Origin of the sequence: Micromonospora sp. CA-248089 (assembly GCF_050948515.1) — a bacterium.
In the GTDB taxonomy this organism is placed as follows: Bacteria; Actinomycetota; Actinomycetes; order Mycobacteriales; family Micromonosporaceae; genus Micromonospora.
On sequence record NZ_CP192016.1, the window covers coordinates 5554226 to 5573289 of the forward strand.

The window sequence follows — 19064 nt, forward strand, 5'->3', positions numbered from 1 at the left end:
GGCGTCACGCCTGCGGTGGGTCGGCCAGGCGTACCACCAGATCGGCGTGCCCGGCCGTGCCGGCCACTCGCCGGGCGTTCTCCTCGTCGCTGCCCAGCGCCCAGGCGCGGGCCTGCTCCGGCGACTTCCCGTACGCCTCGTGGCGGGCGGTGAGCCGGCGCAGCCGCAGCTCCGCGTCCAGGTCCAGGAACCAGATCTGGTGTACGAGGGTGCGCACCTCCTCCCACGGGTCATCCCGCAGCAGCAGGTAGTTGCCCTCGGTGACCACCAGGCGCACCTCGGGCGGCACCTCGATCGCCCCGGCGACCGGCTCCTCCAGGTCGCGGCGGAACTCCGGCGCCCACACCGACGTCGGTTCCAGCCGGCGCAACCGGCGCAGCACGGAGACGAAGCCGTTGACGTCGAACGTGTCCGGCGCGCCCTTGCGGTCGGCCCGGCCGAGCCGCGCCAGCTCCGACCCGGCCAGGTGGAAGCCGTCCATCGGGACCAGCCGGGCGACCGGGCCGAGCGCGGCCACGATCCGTTCGGCCAGGGTGGACTTGCCCGCGCCGGGCGCGCCGGCGATGCCGAGCAGCTGACGCGGACCCGCCTCGGCCAGCGCCCGCGCTCGGGCGACCAGCTCGTCGAGCGGCAGCACCTCCGCCGGTGGCATCAGCCCAGCACCGGCTCGCTGATGGTGAACCGCGCCTCGACCGCCGCCTGCACCGGCTGCGGCGCCGGGTCCAGCTCCAGTTCGCGCTCCGGCTCGGCGGAACGCGAGTACGCCGCCCCGACCATCATCATCGGCGGCCCGGCGCTCATCCCGGTGTCGGACAGCTCCCGCAACGCGATCACCCGGGCGCCGAGCGCCTCGGCGTACTCCCGGGCCCGGACCAGCGCGTCGGCGATCGCGGCCTGCCGCGCCTCCCGGTAGGCCGGGCTGTCCGGACGCAGCGACCACACCGGCCCGGCCACCTCGACCTGCTCCTGGTCGGCCAGGCGGAGCATCAGCTCGCCGAGCGCGGTGAAGTCGGTGGTCGTCACTGTGGTGCTCACGCTGCCCTGGTAGGCCACCACCCGCTCGCCGGAGCGCTTCGTCACCGGCCAGACGTGGACCTGGCCGGTCTCCCGGCGCTCCACCACGGGCCCGGCCGCGTCGAGCAGCGCGCGCACCGCGGCGGCCCGTTCGGCCAGCCGGGTCAGCGTGGTCTCCCGGTCCCGGTCCCGCGCCGTCGCCGTCACGGTGAAGCGGGCCAGCTCGGGAGCCACCTCCCGGTACGCCTCACCGCGTACCGCCACGACCGGTGCGTCAGCCATGCCGCTCAGCCTAACGGCGGGGTGGCCGGCAGGTGCCCCATGTAGGTGACCGCGCCCGCCGCCTCCCGCACCTCGCTCAGGTGGCCGCCCGCCGCGCCCAGCTCCCGCAGGTACGCCAGCTCGCCCGCGTGGTCGTCGTCGGCCGGGAACTCCCGCCGGTGCGTGGTGAACGTCCGGGCCCGCAGCGTCGCGCGGACGTCCCGCCCCTCGGCGAACCGGTCCGCCAGCGCACCCGCGTCGCCGCCGCGCAGCGCCTCGGTCAGGTCGTTCAGGAACGCGCCGAGCGCGTCCAGTTCGGCGAGGACGCGGTCCCGGTTGCCGAGCAGCATGTTCGCGGTCCGCTCGGGTGGCCCGCCGGCGACCCGGGTGCCGTCGGAGAAGCTGCCGGCGGCGAGCGTCAACACCGCGTCCCGCAACGCCGACCGGTGCACGGTGCCGGCCAGCGCGCCGGCCAGCACGTGCGGTACGTGCGAGGCGAGCGCGGCGGCACCGTCGTGCTCCGGGGCGGACATCGGCACCACCCGGGCGTGGAAGACGTCCACCAGCAGCACCGCCAGCCGTCGGAACGCGTCCAGGCCGGTCGGCCCCGGGCAGAGCACCCAGGCGGCGCCGTCGAGCAGGTCCGGGTCGGCGGCGCCCGCTCCGGCGCGGTCCGCGCCGGCCATCGGGTGGCCTGGCACGAACCGGTGCCCGAGCCCCAGCACGGTGGCGGCGGTGCTCACCTCGGCCTTGACGCTGCCCACGTCGGTGAGCACGCACCCGTCGTCGGTGACGGCGGCGACCTGGGCCAGCGTCGCCGGCAGCGTGGGCAGCGGGCCGCAGAGGAACACCACGTCCCGCCCGGTGACCGCCTCCTCGACCGTGCCGGGCGCCTCGACGCCCCGGTCGCGGACCTGCTGGCGGGCCGCCGGATCGGGATCCCAGCCGGCCACGTCGACCCCCGCCTCGTGCAGCCGCAGCAGCACCGAGCCGCCGATCAGCCCGGTGCCGACCACCGCCGCCCGCGCCAGCTCGCCCGCCATGTCAGGCCTCGGCGAGCCGCCCGGCCACCGCGTCGACGCGCTCGTCGGACTCGGTGAGCGCCACCCGGACGTGCCGGGCGCCGGCCGGGCCGTAGAAGACACCGGCGGCCACCAGGATGCCCCGGCGGGCCAGCCACTCGACGGTCTCCCAGCAGTCCTCGTCCCGGGTGAGCCACAGGTAGAGCCCGGCCTCCGAGTGCTCGACGGTGAAGCCCGCGCCGGTGAACGCCGCGCGCAGCTTCTCCCGGCGGACGCGGTAGCGCTCCCGCTGGGCGTCGGCGTGCTCCTGGTCGCCGAGCGCGGCCACCATGGCGGCCTGCACCGGGGCCGGCACGATCAGCCCCGCGTGCTTGCGGATCTTGAGCAGCTCGGCCACCAGCGCCGGGTCGCCGGCGACGAACCCGGCCCGGTATCCGGCCAGGTTGGAACGCTTGGACAGCGAGTGGACCGCCAGCACACCGTCGTACGAGCCGCCACACACCTCGGGCGACAGCACCGAGACGGGCTCGGCGTCCCAGCCCAGCGGCAGGTAGCACTCGTCGCTGGCGACCACCGCACCGCGCTCGCGCGCCCACTCGACCACCTTGCGCAGGTGGGCGGAGGGCAGCACCCGGCCGGTCGGGTTGCCCGGCGAGTTGACCCAGACCAGGCGGACCCGGGGATCCGGGCCCAGCGCGGTCAGTGAGTCGGTGCGTACCGTGGTCGCGCCGACGAGCCGGGCCCCGTCCTCGTAGGTCGGGTAGGCGACCGACGGCACCACCACCACGTCACCGGGACCGAGCCCGAGCAGCGTGGGCAGCCAGGCCACCAGCTCCTTGGAGCCGATCGTCGGCAGCACGCCCAGGCCGTCCACGCCCGCGCCGCAGGCCCGCGCGACCCACGCCGCGATCGCGTCCCGCAGGGCGGGCGTACCGGCGGTCAGCGGGTAGCCCGGCGCGTTCGACGCGTCGGCCAGGGCCTGGCGGATCAGCTCTGGCACCGGATCGACCGGCGTGCCCATCGACAGGTTGATGAGACCGCCCGGATGCGCCGCGGCCGTGGTGGCCGCGGCGTCCAGGGTGTCCCAGGTGAAGTCGGGCAGCCGTGCCGAGACCGGCGAGCGCCGGTTCAGTGGCCCTCGCCGCGCGGCGGCTGCGCGGCGACGAAGGTGGCGTCCTTCTCCACCTTGCCGATCTTCGAGGCGCCACCGGGCGAGCCCAGGTCCTCGAAGAACTCGTAGTTGGCCCCGGTGTAGTCCTTCCACTGCTCCGGGACGTCGTCCTCGTAGAAGATCGCTTCGACCGGGCAGACCGGCTCGCAGGCACCACAGTCGACGCACTCGTCGGGGTGGATGTAGAGCATCCGATTGCCCTCGTAGATGCAGTCGACCGGGCACTCCTCGATGCATGCCTTGTCGAGCACATCCACGCACGGCTCGGCGATGATGTAGGTCACCGGTCTTCTCCTCCGCAGACTCGTCGCGATCACCCGCAACGGTAAGAGCCTAGTATCTCGCCGGGGAGGGGGTCGATCGTGCTCCGACAGCAGGACGTGGGACACCGGATCGTGGTCCGCCGGATTGTGGGGATTCGCGAGGGCCGCACGCTGTTCTCCGACGCGCTCGGCGAGCTCGTGGAGCTCAGCGAGACCCACATCACCCTCTCCACCGACGCCGGTCCGCTGCGCGTACCGGTGGCCGAGGTGCACCGGGCCAAGCGGGTGCCGCCGGCCCGGCGGCCCACCGCTGCCGCCGTGGTCGCGCTGGAGCTGGCCGCCGACGAGGCGTGGCCCGCGCCGGTACGCGGACGGCTCGGCGACTGGCGGCTGCGCTGGGCCGACGGCTGGACCGGCCGGGCGAACAGCGCGCTACCGGTCGGCGACCCGGACCGCCCGCTGCCCGCCGCGCTGGACGCGGTGCAGCGCTGGTACGCCGAGCGCGGCGGGCCCGCCCTGGTGAACACCCCACTGCCGCTGGCCGCCCCGGTCGGCGCGGAGCTGGACGCGCGCGGCTGGACGTCCCGGCCCCCGGTACTGGTGCAGACCGTCCCGCTGCGCGCCCTGGCCGCGCCGCCGGACGCCGGGCTCGCCGACACGCCGCCGGACTCCGACACGCCGCCGCTCGCCGGCCCGGACGGCACGCCGCCGGTGACTCTGGGCGGCGCGCCCACCGACGACTGGCTGGCCATCTCCGCCAGCCGCAAGGGCGGCCTGCCGGACGCCGCGCGGCACGTCCTCACCGCCGTCGAGCGGGTCCGCTTCGCCGAGCTGCGCGTCGACGGCCGGGTGCTCGCCATCGGCCGGGGGACGGTGACCGGCGAAGGCCGCTGGCTCGGCGTCAGCCTGCTCGAAGTGCTGCCCGAGGCGCGTCGGCGCGGATTCGCCGCCGCTGTCGTACGCGCGCTGGCCGGCTGGGGTGCCGCCGAGGGCGCCGGCCACGCCTTCCTCCAGGTCGAGCAGAGCAACACCGCCGCCGTCGCGCTCTACCGCAGGCTCGGCTTCACCACCCACCACACCTACCTGACCCGGGTGGCCCCGGCGGCCTGAGCGGCGCTCCGGTCAGCGCCGGACGATCCGGCGGGGCCGGGTGCGCTTCATCTCGGCGTACCGCTTGAGCTGGCGGGACCGGTAGTCCCGCCCCAGCGCGGTGAGGATCAGGTAGCCGACCAGCACGCCCGCCGCGGTCGCAGCGAGATAGAGCCAGATCTGGGCGAAGAACAGGCCCGCGCCGCCGCCGAACGGGTTCTCCCCGACCAGCAGCGGGCCGACGAACACGGTGAGCGCCAGCGCGACCGCGACCGCGGCGGCCAGGTCACCGGCCCACCGGCCCAGCGGCCGGTCGGCGCCCCACCGGAAGGCGGTGCCGGCCAGGATCAGCCCGATGACCAGGAACATGGCGAGCGAGACGCGGCCCGAGGCGGTGTCGTCGTCCGGGAACGCGAATCTGATGACCAGCCGGGCCACCACGTTCACCCCGAACAACGCGGCCGCCAGCACAGCTACCGCACGCCACCGCTGACCCATCGCACGCCTCCCGCCGTACCGCCCGCTCCCTCGGCGGGCCTCTGGCAGGAATGTCTACCATCGCCGCCTGTGCGGCGTCAGCACCTCACCGGCCAGGCGGCGGCGTCACCAGGTGCCGGAATCCCACCACCGCGAACGTGACCGCCCCGGTCACGATCAGCGCGAGGCCGAGCACGTTGTCGCCGACCAGCCCGAGATCACCCTCGACGGTACGGACACCACCCGCCACGATCACCACGAACCACGGCAGCGCGGCCAGCACGATCGCCCACCGGCCTCCTGTCGACCGGTGCGCGTACGAGCCCAGCAGCACCGTCGCCGCCACCACGGCGGGAACCCCGACGACCGCCGCCCCGATCCCGACCAGTGCCTGCGCCGCGCCGGAGAGCCCTTGCACGACACTCCAGGCCCAGGTCGCGACGATCAGTTCGAGCAGCGCGAGCAGGACGCCGGCCCAGACCGTCACCACTCCGCCGGTCACCCGCAGCGCGCGATCCAGCGCCCGCTCCGCCCGGCTCGGCGGCGCGGCCTCGGGCGGCTGCTCGGCAAGTGTCGACACGGGTACGGCCGGCAGCGTCACCGGAGACCGGCCGCCGCGACCGGGGAGCGCTCCGGCGTGTCCAGGGCGATCCCGGCGAAGAGGTCGTCCTCCCAGCCGTACGGGCCGTGGCCCGGCCCCTTCTCGCCGACCGCGAGCGTGAAGTACTCGACGCCCATGAACTCGCCGCCGAAGTTGCCGGCGATCGAGTAGAGCCAGGAGTTCGCCGGGATCTGGGTGGCGTGGGCGCGCATCGCCGCCTCCTTGGCGGCGTGCTGGTCGGTGCCGTCGATCCGGGCGGCGATCTCCGCGTCCGGCGTGCCGAACGGCAGCTCGTCGGCGCTCTCGATGCCGGCGAACGGGTTGTCCGACGACTCGGTGAACGTCTCCAGCCCGGCGTCGAGCACGCTGCGCGGCATGGCCGTCCAGTAGACCTTCGCCGGGGCGATCCCCTCGGCCGCGGCCAGCTCCACGCCGCGCATCGCCACCCGGTGCGCCTGGATGTGGTCCGGGTGACCGTAGAAGCCGTTCGGGTCGTACGTGACGAGCACCTGGGGACGGACCTCGCGGATGACCTCCAGCAGGTGACCGGCGGCGACGTCCAGGTCGGCCTGCCAGAACGCCCGCGGGTGCTCGTTGGTGGCCATGCCCATCATGCCCGAGTCGCGGTAGCGGCCCGCGCCGCCGAGGAACCGGTGGTCGGTGACGCCGAGCGCGGCGCAGGCGTCGGCCAGCTCGCCGATCCGGTAGCCGCCGAGCTGGTCCGCCTCGGCCGCGCAGAGCTGGGCCAGCGCCGGTACGTGGATCTCGCCCTCCTCGCCCAGCGTGCAGGTGACGAGCGTGACGTGGGCGCCGGTGGCGGCGTAGTGCGCCATCGTCGCGCCGGTGCCGATCGACTCGTCGTCGGGGTGCGCGTGGACCAGCAGGAGGCGTCGGTCGGGCAGCGTCGTCACGCCCGTCACTCTAACCGGCGGTCCTGCCCGCTCGGCGGTGATGCGTCCGCCCAGGTCGGCCACATCACCTCCGGCGCCCGCCTACGCTGCAGGCGTGGACTTTCCCGAGCTGGCCGCCCGTACCCGTCGGTTCAGCCACGGGGCGCCGCGCGCCGTCACCGTCTCCGGCGACGGCTCCCGGGTCGTCTTCCTGCGCTCCGCGGGACCGGAGGACCCGGCCGACGCGCTCTGGCTGCTCGACATCGACAGCGGCGAGGAACGCCTGGTCGCCGATCCAGCGGTGCTGCTGGGCGCGGACGCCGATCCGGCCCGCCTGTCCGCGGGTGAGCGGGCGCTGCGCGAGCGGCTGCGGCTCAGCTCCGGCGGCATCGGCTCGTACGCGCTGGACGCGGCCGGCCGGGTCGCCGCGTTCGCGCTGGCCGGGCGGCTGTTCCGGGCCGACCTGGTGCACGGCGACGTGGTCGAGGTGGCCGCCGTCGGGCCGGTGATCGACCCGCGCCCCGACCCGGCCGGCGAACGGCTCGCGTACGTCACCGACGCCGCCGAAGGGGTGCGCCGGGGCCAGCTGCGGGTGGTCGAGCCGGACGGCACGGACAACCTGCTCGCCGGTGAGGACAGCGGCGTGACCTGGGGGCTGGCCGAGCACATCGCCGCCGAGGAGTTCGACCGCTACCGCGGCTACTGGTGGGCGCCGGACGGGCGCAGCGTGCTGGCCGCCCGGGTCGACGAGTCCCGGCTGGAACGCTGGTACCTGCACGACCCGGCCGACCCGGCGAGCCCGCCGACGTCGCTGGCGTACCCCGTCGCGGGTGGCCCGAACGCGGAGGTCAGCCTGCACCTGCTCGACCTCGACGGCGGCTGGGTCGACGTGCACTGGGACCGCGAGACCTATCCGTACCTGAGTTCCGTCGACTGGACCGAGGGCGGGCCGCTGATCACCGTGCTGCGCCGTTCGCAGCAGCACGGCCTGGTGCTCGCGGTGGACCCGCGCACCGGGGAGACGCAGGTGCACGCCGAGCTGGCCGACCCGCGCTGGGTGGAGCCCATCCCCGGCACCCCGGCACACCTGCCCGACGGGCGGGTGCTGGTCGGCGGCGAACTGGCCCACGACGGGTACGACGCCCGCTGCCTGTTCGCCGACGGCACGCTGCTCACCCCGCCCTCGCTGTACGTGCGGCGGGTCGTCGGGCGGCTGCCGAACGGCCCGAACGCGGCGGCGGACCTGCTGGTGGAGGCGAGCGAGGGCGAGCCGAGCCAGCGCCACCTCTACCGGGTGCGGACCACCATCGGCGGCGGCATGGACGCCCGCCGGATGGGCAGCGACCCCGGCTGGCACACCGCCTCGATCGGCGGGTCCACACTGGCGGTGGGCATCGCGTCGCTGGAGCACGCCGGGGTCCGCTGGCGGGTGTGGCACGGCGACCGCGAGGTGGGTGAGCTGCGCTCGTTCGCCGCCACCAGCTCGTACGCGCCGCGGCCGACGATGGTCCGGGTGACCGACAGGCGGCTGCCGAGCGCGGTGCTCTACCCGGCCGAGCACGTCAAGGGCACCCGGCTGCCGGTGCTGCTGGACGTCTACGGCGGGCCCGGCCATCAGGAGGTGGTGGCGGCCCGCGGTGCCTGGCTGGAACGGCAGTGGTGGGCCGAGCAGGGCTTCGCGGTGGTCACCATCGACAACCGGGGCACCCCGGGCATCGCGCCGTCGTTCGAGAAGGCGATCCACCGCCGGGTCGCCGACGTGATCCTCACCGACCAGGTGGACGCACTCACCGCGCTCGCCGACAAGCACCCGGATCTGGACCTGGAACGGGTGGCGGTACGCGGCTGGTCGTTCGGCGGCTGGCTGGCCGGGCTCGCGGTGCTGCGTCACCCGGAGCTGTTCAAGTGCGCGATCGTGGGCGCGCCGGTCACCGACTGGGCGCTGTACGACACCGCGTACAGCGAGCGCTACCTCGGCATGCCCGATGACGGGATGGACATCTACGCCCACCACTCGCTGATCGAGCTGGCCGCCGAGCCGCTCGGTGACCCGGCGCAGGCCCGGCCGATGCTGTTGGTGCACGGCCTGGCCGACGACAACGTGCTGGCCGCGCACACGCTACGGCTGTCCGCGGCGTTGCTGTCCACCGGCCGCCCGCACGCGGTGCTGCCGCTGACCGGCGCGAGCCACCTGGCCGCCGGCGGGGTGTCCGAGCGCCTGCTCCGGCTGGAGCTCGACTTCCTCCGCCGCTACTTATAAGGAAGGGCCCCTTATTAACGCCTGCGGTAGAGGAAGGGCCCCCTATTAACGCCGCGCGTTAACAAGGGGCCCTTCCTTCGCCTACGGCTACTGCTTGACGTACGCGTTGACGAAGTTCGGGTAGCCGAACACGGAGGAGATGAACACCCCGCCCGCCTTGGACCCGTGCACGTTGTACGCCACGTCCACGTAGAGCGGCACCACCGGCGCGTGCTCCTTCATGATCCGCTCATCGAGCTTGCCCCACTCCGGGCCCTGCTCGGACGGCGGCAGCGCCAGGATCCGGTCCATCTCGGCGTTGATCGCGTCGTCGTTGAAGTACGACTGGTTGCTGTTGCCCTCGGCCTTGATGGTCCGGCCGTCGTAGAGCACCGGCAGGATCGACGCGCCGCTGGGCCAGTCCGCCGCCCAGTTGCCGATGTACAGGTCCCAGGGGTTGTTCTTCTTCTTGACCTCGTCCAGCTTCGCGTCGTCCGGGATGTTCCGGACGGTGATCTTGAAGCCGGCGCGCTCCAGGTTGCCCTTGAGCTGGACCGCCTCCGCCTGCTCGGTCGTGTTGTCGGCGACACCGAGCACCAGCTCCGGCGTCTGGCCGCCGAGCAGCTCCTTGGCCTTCTCCACGTTGCCGTTGGCGCCCGCCGGGTACGCGTCGTACGCCTTGTAGCCGATGGTCGACGGCGGCATCAGCGTGGTGATCGGCTGCGCGACGGTCTGGCCACCGAGCGCCTTGACCAGGCCCTCACGGTCGATCGCGTAGTTCAGCGCCTGGCGGATCTTCAGGTCCTTGACCCGCTGGGTGTTGATCACGAGCTGGTTGGCGCTCGGGGTCGGGGACAGCAGCGTCCGGGACTTCAGCGCCGGGTCACCGGCCACCTTGGCCACGAGCGAGGCGGGCACCGAGTTGAACGCCAGCGCGCTCTGGTCGGCGCCGTTGTCCGCGATCACCCGGTTGTTCGCGGCGTCGGCGGTCGGCCCGAAGCTCCACACGAACTGGTCCGGGTACTGGTGCCGCACCGGGTCGGTCTTCGCGTCCCAGTTGGGGTTGCGGTCGAGCGTGAGCTGGACCCCGACCTGGTTCTTGGCGATCTTGTACGGGCCGGACGAGAAGGGCTTCTGGTCGAGGTTGACCCCGGTGTCCTTCTCCGGCTTGAGCGGCGCCGTGGTGGGCAGCGAGACCGCGAACGGCAGGTCGCAGCGGGGCTTGGCGAACTCGAAGCGCAGCGTCTTGTCGTCCGGCGTGGTCAGGCCCGGCGGCAGCGACGTCTTGTTCTTCTTGAAGTCCCACTTGGTGTCGTACTGCGCGGTGTCGGCCAGCCACTCCTGGATGTAGGTGGGGCCGCCGGTGAGGTCCGGGTCGAAGGAGCGGGCGATGCCGTAGGCGATCTCCTTGGAGGTGATCGGGCTCCCGTCCTCGAACTTCACCCCGTCCTTGATCGTGAATTCCCAGACCTTGCAGTCGTTGTTGACGTTCTTGCCCGGGGTCTCGGCCAGGTCACCCACGAGGACCAGGCCACCCTTGCCGTCGTCCTTCCAGGTGGTCAGGTAGCGGGCGAAGAGCGGGTTGGCCATCAGGCCGGCGAACGAGTACGTCCGCTGCGGGTCCAGGTGGGAGATGGGGGTCTCCCGGATGATGGTGAACGTCCCGCCCTTGGCCGCGCCGTCGATCTCGGCGGCCGGCCCCTGCGAGTCCTTCGGGTCGGTCGCGATGACCCCTGTCTGCTGCCGGTTGGTGTCCACCTTGGTGCCCTCGCCCGTGTTCTCCGAGCAGGCACCGAGTGCCACAACCAGTGCGATGGCACCGCCAGCGGCGGCCGCTGCGCGTGGTCGCATGTCCTACCTCCTCCACCCGTGCGCCGAGCGCATCCGCCGACGTCCCGAGGATCGTAAAGAAGAAAAACTACAACTTGGGTAACAGTTGTCGATAAATTTCGTCGCGGTTCAGCCGAGCCGTACCCGCGGGTCGATCACCGCGTAGAGCAGGTCCACGACCACGTTCGCCAGCACCACGAAGACCGCCGCGATCAGCACGGTCGCCATGATCGTCGGCAGGTCCCCCGAGCGGACCGCGTCGACAGCGGTACGCCCCATACCGTTCAGACCGAAGGTCGTCTCGGTGATCACCGTGCCGCCCAGCGCCCCGCCCACGTCCAGACCGGCGATCGTCACCACCGGTGTGATCGCGGCGCGCAGCGCGTGCCGGCCGTACACCTTGCGTTTGGCCAGGCCCTTCGCCCGCGCGGTCCGGACGAAGTCCTCCGACAGTGTCTCCAGCATCTGCGCCCGGGACAGTCGCGCGTAGATCGCGGAGAAGAGGAACGCCAGCGCCACCCAGGCCAGGACCAGCCCGCTCGTCCATTTCAGCGGGTTCTCGAACAGCGAGGTGTAGCTCGGCACCGGCAGCAGGCGCAGGTTGTAGACGAAGACGATGAGCAGCACCGCGCCGACGAAGTAGAGCTGCAACGAGGCGCCGGTCAGCGAGAAGCCGATCGCGGCCCGGTCCAGCCAACTGCCCCGGCGCAGCGCCGAGAGCATGCCCAGGCCGACGCCGAGCAGCAGCCACAGGATGGCGGCCGGGATGACGATGCTCAGCGTCACCGGCAGCACCCGGGCGATGGTGTCCGAGACCGCCTCGTTCGACACGTACGACCAGCCGAGGCAGGGGGCGTCGCACCGACCGCCCTGGGCGCTGCCCAGGTCCCGGCCGGTGAAGATGCCCTTCATGTAGCCGGCGTACTGGCTGATCAGCGGGTCCCGCAGGCCCAGCTCCTGGCGGACTCGCTCCAGTCGCTCCGGGTTGCAGTTCTTCGGGCACATGCCGGTGACCGGGTCGCGCGGCAGCGCGAAGAACATCAGGAAGCTGAGCACGCTCACCGCGAACAGCGTGAGCGCGGCGGACAGCAGCCGGCGGATGAGGAATCGCGTCATGGACCGGCCTCCTACCGGGACGACTTCGGGTCGAGCGCGTCGCGCAGCGCGTCACCGAAGAGGTTGAAGGCGAACACGAGCGCGAAGATGGTGATGCCCGGGAAGAAGACGTACGCCGGGTCGGTCTGCAGGTAGTCGAGGCTGCGGTAGATCATGCGGCCGAAGCTCGGCGTCTCGTCGGTGAGGCCGACGCCGATGAACGACAACGCGGCCTCGCTGGTGATGTACTGCGGCACCGCCAGCGAGAAGGCGACCAGGATCGGTGCCCAGGCGTTCGGCAGCAACTGGCGGAACAGCATGTGCCCGAGACCGGCGCCGCTGGCCCGCGCCGCCTCCACGAACTCGCGCTCCCGCAGCGCGATGATCTGGCCCCGGACCAGCCGGGCCGTCCCGGTCCAGCCGAACAGGGCGAAGATCGCGATGAGCACACCGATCTGGAAGTACGCCGGCACGGCCTCGCGCTGGCCGTAGAAGCGCAGCGCGACGGTCGGCATCAGGGCCAGCGCGATGATCAGGAACGGCATGGCCAGGGTCAGGTCGGTGATCCAGTTGATCACGGTGTCCAGCCAGCCGCCCAGGTAGCCGGCGAGCGTTCCGAGCGTCACGCCGATCACCGCGGTCAGCACGGCGGCGGCGAACGCGATGAACAGCGACGTCCGCAGCCCGTGCACCATCCGGATGAAGATGTCCCGGCCGAGGCCGGGCTCCAGCCCGAACCAGTGCTCCCCGGTCACCCCACCGGCGTAGCCCAGCGGCATGCCGTAGCCGTCGAGGCGGTTCTGGAACTGTTCCTTCGGTCCCACCCCGTACAGCGCCTCGATGAGCGGCACCGCGAGCGCGACGAGGACGAAGAACACCAGCAGACCGCCGCTGATCAGCGCGGTGCGGTCCCGCTTGAGCCGCGCGAGGGCGAGCTGGCCGGGTGACCGGCCGACGAACTCCTTCTTACCGCTTTCGTCGCCCTCACCGGGGGACTCGATCTCGGCGAGCGCGACGCCCTCGACCGGCGACAGGCTCATTTCGACACCTCCACGGGTTCGCCGGTCGGCACGCCGACCGGTCCGCTCTCCGGGTAGTGGCAGGCGGTGAGCTGCCCGCCGCCGTCCCGCGTGGTCAGCGCCGGTTCTTCGGTGGCGCAGTGGTCGGTGGCTTTCCAGCAGCGGGTGCGGAAGCGGCAGCCCGATGGCGGGTTCAGCGGGGTCGGGACGTCGCCGGTGAGGCGGATGCGGCCGGCGGGTCCGAGGGTGGTGACGTCGGGGATGGCGGACAGCAGGGCCCTGGTGTAGGGGTGCTGGGGCCGGGTGTAGATGGTGTCGCGGTCGCCGATCTCGACGATTTTTCCGAGGTACATGACGGCGACGCGGTGGCAGAAGTGGCGGATGACGGCGAGGTCGTGGGCGATGAACACGAACGCCAGGTCCAGGTCGCGTTGCAGGCTGCGTAGCAGGTTGATGACCTGCGCCTGGATGGATACGTCCAGCGCGGAGACGGGTTCGTCGGCGACGATGAGTTTCGGTTTCAGGGCGAGGGCGCGGGCGATGCCGATGCGTTGGCGTTGCCCGCCGGAGAACTCGTGCGGGTACCGGTTGTAGTGCTCCGGGTTCAACCCGACGAGTTCGAGGAGTTCCTGGACGCGGTGTTTGACGCCGCCGGGTGGGGTGATCCGGTTGACCTGCAACGGCATCGCCACGATCCGCCCGACGGTGTGCCGGGGGTTCAACGACGCGTACGGGTCCTGGAAGATGATCTGCAGGTCCTGCCGCAACCCGCGCAACTCACCACGTTTCGCATGCGTGATGTCCCGCCCCGCGAACGCGATCGACCCGGCGGTCGGCTCCAGCAGGCGCACGAGCATCCGCCCGGTCGTGGTCTTCCCACAGCCCGACTCCCCCACCAGGCCGAGGGTCTCGCCGGGGCGCACGTCGAAGTCCAACCCGTCGACCGCCCGCACCGCACCCGTGGCACGCAGGCCCTGCCGCACCGGGAAGTGCTTCGTCAGACCGCGCACCGACAGCAGCGGCTCCGCCGCGAGCCGGGCCGCGCCGCCCGCGTCGCTTCCCGCCCCCGAGACGCCCACCACCGGCACCTGCCCGTTCGCCACACCGTTCATCGGGCCACCCCCACCTGTGCGACCTCGTCGCGGTAGATGCGCTCCCGCGCCGCTACCGGCAGATGACACGCCGCCAGATGACCCGGCGCACCAGCGGTGCCCAGCTCCGGTACCTCCGCGCGGGACCGGTCGCCGTTCACCCCGGCCCACCGGCAACGCGGATGAAACGCGCACCCCGACGGCAGGTTGATCAGACTGGGCGGGTTGCCGGGGATCGGCAGCAGGTCCGCGTCCGCGTCGCCGTGCAACGACGGCACACTCGACAACAACCCCCACGTGTACGGATGCTGCGGCGCCCGCAACACCCGCTCCACACTCCCGTGCTCCACCGCCCGACCCGCATACATCACCAACACGTCATCAGCCACCTGCGACACCACACCCAGATCGTGGGTGATCAACACGATCGCCGACCGGAACTCCTCCTGCAGATCCGCCAGCAGATCCAAGATCTGCGCCTGCACCGTCACATCCAACGCCGTCGTCGGCTCGTCGGCGATCAGCAGATCCGGGTCGTTCACAAGCGCCATCGCGATCATCGCCCGCTGCCGCATCCCACCGGAGAACTCGTGCGGAAACTGCTCGAACCGCCTCGCCGGCTGCGGAATCCCCACCCGCCCCAGCATGTCCACCGCCCGGCTGCGCGCCTCCCGCTTCCCGGCCCTCGGGTGATGCACCCGGTACGCCTCCGCGATCTGCCTACCCACCGAGTAGTACGGATGCAACGCCGACAACGGATCCTGAAAGATCATCGCCATGTCCCGGCCCCGCAGCCGCCGCACCTCCTCCTCACCCAACCCCACCAGCTGACGCCCACCCACCCAGATCTCCCCCGAGATGGCCGTGCGCTTCGCGTTGTGCAAACCGAGAATCGCCAGCGACGTGACGCTCTTACCGGAACCGGACTCCCCCACGATCCCCAACGTGCGACCCCGCTCCACCGCGAACGACACCCCGTCCACCGCCCGCACCACACCGTCCTCGGTGTCGAACCGCACCCGCAGGTCCCTGACCTGGAGATAGGGCCCGTCGCCGGAGCGCTGCTCCGGCACCTCCGGGCGGTCCGGCTCCCCGGACGGCACCGCCTCCGACCTGCCCATTGACCGCCTCCCCTTCGGTGATGAAGAGAACCTACAGGAAATCCCCAGAGGCGAAAATAAGCTACATCGAGCGGTCTGTCAGCGGTCCGAGCGTAACGACTCGGTCTCCCGTCCGCACGCCCCTCACCTGGGACATCCACAGCCGCGATTGGGCGTCGCCGCCTCGTCGTCGCACCCGTCGTGCGACGATGGTCGTGGCGATCAGGGAAGGATTCTCACCAGCACGAGGTGGAGGTGACCATGACCGCGGCGGTGTTCGGCCACGACGGCCCGTGGACCGAAGAGGAGTACCTCGCCCTCGGCGAGACGCAGGAACGCGTCGAATTCTTCGACGGGAGCCTCTACGTGACTCCAGGTCCCACCCCGCTGCACCAGAACATCTCCGGTGAGCTGCGGGCCACACTCCGGGCACCAGTGCGCCAAGCCGGGCTTCGCGTACTGGAAGCGGTGAACGTCCGACTCAGGCCGGGCCGGATACCGATCCCCGACCTCGCCATTGTCGACGACGTTGATCTCCGGGTTCCCGTTATCGAGGCGAGCAGCGTCCGGCTGGTCTGCGAGATCATCTCCCCGAGCAACGCCGCCACGGACAAAGTGCTCAAGATGCACTACTATGCTGCCGCCGGCATCGAGTGGTATCTCCTTGTCGACCAGGAAACCCTGACGATGCACCTTTACCAGCGGCAAGGAGCGCACTACGTCGAGCGGTCCGTCACGAAGGCCGGCGAGGTACTGGAGCTGACGGATCCGGTCCACGCGACGATCCGGCCTGAGGATCTGCTCGCCTGACGGATGTCGGTGCGCTCGCCTAGGGTCGGCGCATGAGCGAGCGTCAGCAGGGCAACGGAGTGCCAGCATGAGCGAGTTCGACGCGGCGACCGCCGCCGTCCAGGCCGCTCTCGACGCGGGCGCCCGCTACGCCGACGCCCGCGTTATGCACCGCCGCTACGAGTCGATGTCGGCACGCAACGGCGACATTGAGGAGCTGAGCCAGGACGAGAGCATCGGGCTGGGCGTACGCGCGCTCGTCGGATCGGGGTGGGGCTTCCACGCCGTACCCGATCTGTCCGACGCGGCGGCCCGCGACGCCGGCCGGCGCGCCGCGGCGATCGCCACCGCGAGCGCGCGGGTTCCCGGCCCGCCGATCGACCTGGTGCCGGTCGAGGCGACGGTGGCGAGCTGGGCCTCGGACTGCGTCGTCGACCCGCTCGGGGTGCCGCTGTCGGACAAGGGCGACCTGCTGGTCCGCGCCACCGCGACGATGCGCGAGCACGGCGCCGACCTGGCCGAAGGGCTCTACCAGATCTGGGACACCTCGAAGTGGTTCGTCTCCAGCGAGGGCCACCGGATCGACCAGCGCATCCGGGAGTGCGGCGGCGGCATCTCGGCCACCTCGATCGGTGCCGGCGAGACCCAGCGGCGGTCCTACCCGAGCTACCGCGGGCAGTACGGCACCACCGGCTGGGAGCTGGTCACCTCACTCGACCTGGCCGCGCACGCCGCCCGGATCGCCGAGGAGTCCCGCGAACTGCTCACCGCGCCGCCCTGCCCGGCCGGCGAGACCGACCTGATCCTCGGCGGCGAGCAGCTCGCGCTCCAGATTCACGAGTCGGTCGGGCACGCCATCGAGCTGGACCGCATCCTCGGCTGGGAGGCGGCGTTCGCCGGCACCTCCTGGCTCGACCTGGCCCGCCTCGGTTCGCTGCGCTACGGCTCGGAGCTGATGAACGTGACCATCGACCCGACCATCCCGGGCGCGCTGGGCAGCTTCGGCTACGACGACGAGGGCTCGCCGGCGGTCGCCCGGGACGCGGTCCGCGAGGGGCGGTGGGTCGGGGTGCTCGCCGGCCGTGACTCGGCCGCCGCCGCCGGCCTGGACTACGGCGGCAGCGTGCGGGCCGACGGCTGGGCCCGGCTGCCGATGGTGCGGATGACGAACGTGGGCCTGGAACCCGGCCCGCACACGCTCGACGAGATCATCGAGGCGACCGACGACGGGGTGCTGATGGACATCAACCGGTCCTGGTCGATCGACGACAAGCGGCTCAACTTCCAGTTCGGCTGCGAGGTCGGCTGGGAGGTCAAGAAGGGCCGCCGGGGGCGGATGCTGCGCAACCCGACCTACACCGGCATCGGGCCGGTCTTCTGGCGCTCGATGGACATGCTCTCCTCGGAGACGGTCGCGTGGGGCACGCCCAACTGCGGGAAGGGGCAGCCGGGTCAGGTCGGGCACACCGGTCACCCGGCCGCGCCGGCCCGGTTCCGCGGCGTCCGGGTGGGAGTGCGGGCATGAGCGCCGAGCTGGAGATCGCCGCCGGGGTGGTGGACCTGGTCCGGCGTACGGCCGGTCCGGGCGCCGAGGCCGAGGTGCTGGTGACCCGCTCCGACCTGGCGCTGACCCGGTTCGCCAACTCGTTCATCCACCAGAACGTGTCCGAGACCGGCGTCTCCGTACACCTGCGGTTGCACGTGGACGGGCGGACCGCGACCGGCAGCGGCAGCCGGGTCGAGGCCGACGGGCTGGCCGCCCTGGTCGAGCGGGCCCGGGCGGCGGCCCGGCTCGCGCCGCCCGACCCGGCCTGGCCGGGGCTGACCGCACCGGTGCCCGTGCCGTCGGGCCCGGCCGTCGACGAGGCGACGGCGTTCGCCTCACCCGACGAGCGGGCCGAGCGGGTACGCGCGTTCGTGGACGCGGTCGACGGGCTGGAGGCGGCGGGCTACTGCCGCACCGCGTACCGGTCGGGGGCGTTCGCCAGCTCGGCCGGGCACACCGCCGTGGGCCGGGCGGCCGAGGCGGCGATGGACGGCATCGCCCGGGCCGGCGGCGCCGACGGGGTCGCGCGGCTCGGCGCCGACCGGCTGGCCGATCTCGACGGCGCGGCGCTGGGTGCCCGCGCGGCGGCGAAGGCGCGCGCCGCGGCCGACCCCGTCGAGCTGCCGCCCGGGCACTACGAGGTGGTGCTCGAACCGGCGGCGGTCGCCGACCTGCTGCAGAACCTGGCCTGGTACGGCTTCAACGGCAAGCGGTACGCCGAGCGGCAGTCCTTCGCCGAGCCGGGTACGGCGCAGTTCGACCCGGCGGTGACGCTGGTGGACGACCCGCTGCACACCAGTACGCTGCCGTTCGATCTGGAGGGCACGCCGCGGCGGGCGTTGCCGCTGGTGGAGGGCGGCACCACCGGGTCGTTGGCGTACGACAGGCGCGGTGGCGCCGAGGCGGGCACCCTGTCGACCGGGCACGGCATGCCGGGCAGCGCGACGTTCGGCCCGATCCCGCACAACATCCGCCTGCTGGCGGCAGGTGTCCACGCCGGTGTGGAGTCGGCCGCCGGGCCGGTGAGCGCGGGCGTGACCGGGGCGGTGGGCGACCCGGACACCGCCGCACTGGTGGCCGGGATGCGGCGCGGGCTGCTGGTGAGCGACTTCTGGTACACCCGCGTGCTGGACCCGAAGCAGCTCGTGGTCACCGGGTTGACCCGCAACGGGGTGTGGCTGGTCGAGGACGGCGTGCCGACCCGGGCGGTGCGCGACTTCCGGTTCACCGAGTCGTACCCCCGTGCGCTGGGTCCGGGCCGGGTGCTCGGCCTGGGCCGGGCGGCGGTGCGTCAGCCGGGCCGCGTCGACGGTTCCTGGTACGAGGCACCCGCGCTGCGCCTGTCCTCCTGGCACTTCACCGGCGGCGCGTCCGGGTGACCCGGTGCGCCGCCCGGCGCGTCACGCCACCGGTCGGCGCACCGTTCGACCGACCCGCCACATTGATCATGAACTGACTCTTTCCAAGCTGCGGGACACACGGGACACTGCGTTGCGCGGCCGGGCCGTGAAGATCGGCGTAACGTGTGTCACTTAGCCGCACCGGTTCGCCGGTGTGGCCTCGCGCG

18 protein-coding genes are annotated in these 19064 nt (G+C 72.5%); 5 read left to right on the forward strand and 13 right to left on the reverse strand.

The window, feature by feature from the left end; genetic code table 11:
• Positions 1–4: 4 nt before the first annotated feature.
• Genes ACQP26_RS25950 through fdxA form a run of 5 tightly spaced genes read right to left on the reverse strand, consistent with a single transcriptional unit; the run spans position 5 to position 3752 of the window.
• Positions 5–652, reverse strand: coding sequence for a nucleoside/nucleotide kinase family protein (locus tag ACQP26_RS25950; RefSeq protein WP_281579807.1), 648 nt, complete (start codon positions 650–652; stop codon positions 5–7).
• Positions 652–1296 carry an SIMPL domain-containing protein gene (locus tag ACQP26_RS25955; RefSeq protein WP_433494233.1) on the reverse strand — a complete coding sequence of 215 codons (645 nt, stop codon included), beginning with the start codon at positions 1294–1296 and terminating at the stop codon, positions 652–654. The genes ACQP26_RS25950 and ACQP26_RS25955 overlap by 1 nt, the downstream gene beginning before the upstream one ends.
• A gap of 5 nt (positions 1297–1301) precedes the next feature.
• Positions 1302–2318 (reverse strand): prephenate dehydrogenase, encoded by a 1017-nt coding sequence (locus ACQP26_RS25960; RefSeq protein ID WP_269704151.1) that lies wholly within the window; start codon positions 2316–2318, stop codon positions 1302–1304.
• A 1-nt stretch (position 2319) separates the two neighbouring features.
• Positions 2320–3429: a succinyldiaminopimelate transaminase gene (dapC, locus tag ACQP26_RS25965; protein WP_433496202.1), complete on the reverse strand. Its 1110-nt coding sequence runs from the start codon at positions 3427–3429 to the stop codon at positions 2320–2322.
• Entirely contained in the window at positions 3426–3752 is a 327-nt protein-coding gene (gene fdxA / locus ACQP26_RS25970; RefSeq protein WP_007464872.1) for a ferredoxin, read from the reverse strand. The genes dapC and fdxA overlap by 4 nt, the downstream gene beginning before the upstream one ends.
• Positions 3753–3830: 78 nt before the next feature.
• Here fdxA and ACQP26_RS25975 point away from each other — a divergent pair, with 78 nt between their 5' ends.
• Positions 3831–4841, forward strand: a complete 1011-nt coding sequence (locus ACQP26_RS25975) for a GNAT family N-acetyltransferase (protein ID WP_269704149.1) — start codon at positions 3831–3833, stop codon at positions 4839–4841.
• Between the two features lie 12 nt (positions 4842–4853).
• On the opposite strand, the gene ACQP26_RS25980 is transcribed toward ACQP26_RS25975, so the two are convergent.
• The 3 genes from ACQP26_RS25980 to mshB all read right to left on the reverse strand — a co-directional run bounded on the left by ACQP26_RS25980 (position 4854) and on the right by mshB (position 6818).
• On the reverse strand, positions 4854–5318 hold the full coding sequence (locus tag ACQP26_RS25980; protein WP_269704148.1) for a hypothetical protein: 465 nt from the start codon (positions 5316–5318) through the stop codon (positions 4854–4856).
• Between the two features lie 85 nt (positions 5319–5403).
• The gene (locus ACQP26_RS25985; protein WP_269704147.1) at positions 5404–5877 is read right to left on the reverse strand and encodes a hypothetical protein; all 474 of its coding nucleotides are present in this window, start codon (positions 5875–5877) and stop codon (positions 5404–5406) included.
• Positions 5878–5894: 17 nt separating this feature from the next.
• On the reverse strand, positions 5895–6818 hold the full coding sequence (gene mshB, locus ACQP26_RS25990; protein ID WP_433494234.1) for an N-acetyl-1-D-myo-inositol-2-amino-2-deoxy-alpha-D-glucopyranoside deacetylase: 924 nt from the start codon (positions 6816–6818) through the stop codon (positions 5895–5897).
• An 85-nt stretch (positions 6819–6903) separates the two neighbouring features.
• Between mshB and ACQP26_RS25995 the strand changes: the two genes are divergently transcribed.
• On the forward strand, positions 6904–9048 hold the full coding sequence (locus tag ACQP26_RS25995) for a prolyl oligopeptidase family serine peptidase (protein ID WP_433494235.1): 2145 nt from the start codon (positions 6904–6906) through the stop codon (positions 9046–9048).
• Positions 9049–9135: 87 nt separating this feature from the next.
• On the opposite strand, the gene ACQP26_RS26000 is transcribed toward ACQP26_RS25995, so the two are convergent.
• From ACQP26_RS26000 to ACQP26_RS26020, 5 genes are all read right to left on the reverse strand, one after another.
• Complete coding sequence (locus ACQP26_RS26000) at positions 9136–10878, reverse strand: ABC transporter substrate-binding protein (protein WP_269704144.1); 1743 nt, start codon at positions 10876–10878, stop codon at positions 9136–9138.
• A 108-nt stretch (positions 10879–10986) separates the two neighbouring features.
• Positions 10987–11973, reverse strand: coding sequence for an ABC transporter permease (locus tag ACQP26_RS26005; RefSeq protein ID WP_269704143.1), 987 nt, complete (start codon positions 11971–11973; stop codon positions 10987–10989).
• 11 nt (positions 11974–11984) lie between these two features.
• On the reverse strand, positions 11985–12992 hold the full coding sequence (locus tag ACQP26_RS26010) for an ABC transporter permease (protein WP_269704141.1): 1008 nt from the start codon (positions 12990–12992) through the stop codon (positions 11985–11987).
• Positions 12989–14083 (reverse strand): ABC transporter ATP-binding protein, encoded by a 1095-nt coding sequence (locus ACQP26_RS26015; RefSeq protein WP_433494236.1) that lies wholly within the window; start codon positions 14081–14083, stop codon positions 12989–12991. Before ACQP26_RS26015 ends, ACQP26_RS26010 begins: the two co-directional genes overlap by 4 nt.
• Positions 14080–15183, reverse strand: coding sequence for an ABC transporter ATP-binding protein (locus ACQP26_RS26020; RefSeq protein WP_433494237.1), 1104 nt, complete (start codon positions 15181–15183; stop codon positions 14080–14082). The genes ACQP26_RS26015 and ACQP26_RS26020 overlap by 4 nt, the downstream gene beginning before the upstream one ends.
• A 240-nt stretch (positions 15184–15423) precedes the next feature.
• Here ACQP26_RS26020 and ACQP26_RS26025 point away from each other — a divergent pair, with 240 nt between their 5' ends.
• The 3 genes from ACQP26_RS26025 to ACQP26_RS26035 all read left to right on the forward strand — a co-directional run bounded on the left by ACQP26_RS26025 (position 15424) and on the right by ACQP26_RS26035 (position 18876).
• Positions 15424–15972, forward strand: a complete 549-nt coding sequence (locus ACQP26_RS26025; RefSeq protein WP_433494238.1) for a Uma2 family endonuclease — start codon at positions 15424–15426, stop codon at positions 15970–15972.
• Positions 15973–16039: 67 nt separating this feature from the next.
• Positions 16040–17476 carry a TldD/PmbA family protein gene (locus tag ACQP26_RS26030; RefSeq protein WP_433494239.1) on the forward strand — a complete coding sequence of 479 codons (1437 nt, stop codon included), beginning with the start codon at positions 16040–16042 and terminating at the stop codon, positions 17474–17476.
• Positions 17473–18876 carry a metallopeptidase TldD-related protein gene (locus tag ACQP26_RS26035; protein ID WP_433494240.1) on the forward strand — a complete coding sequence of 468 codons (1404 nt, stop codon included), beginning with the start codon at positions 17473–17475 and terminating at the stop codon, positions 18874–18876. The genes ACQP26_RS26030 and ACQP26_RS26035 overlap by 4 nt, the downstream gene beginning before the upstream one ends.
• The last annotated feature ends 188 nt before the right edge of the window (positions 18877–19064 follow it).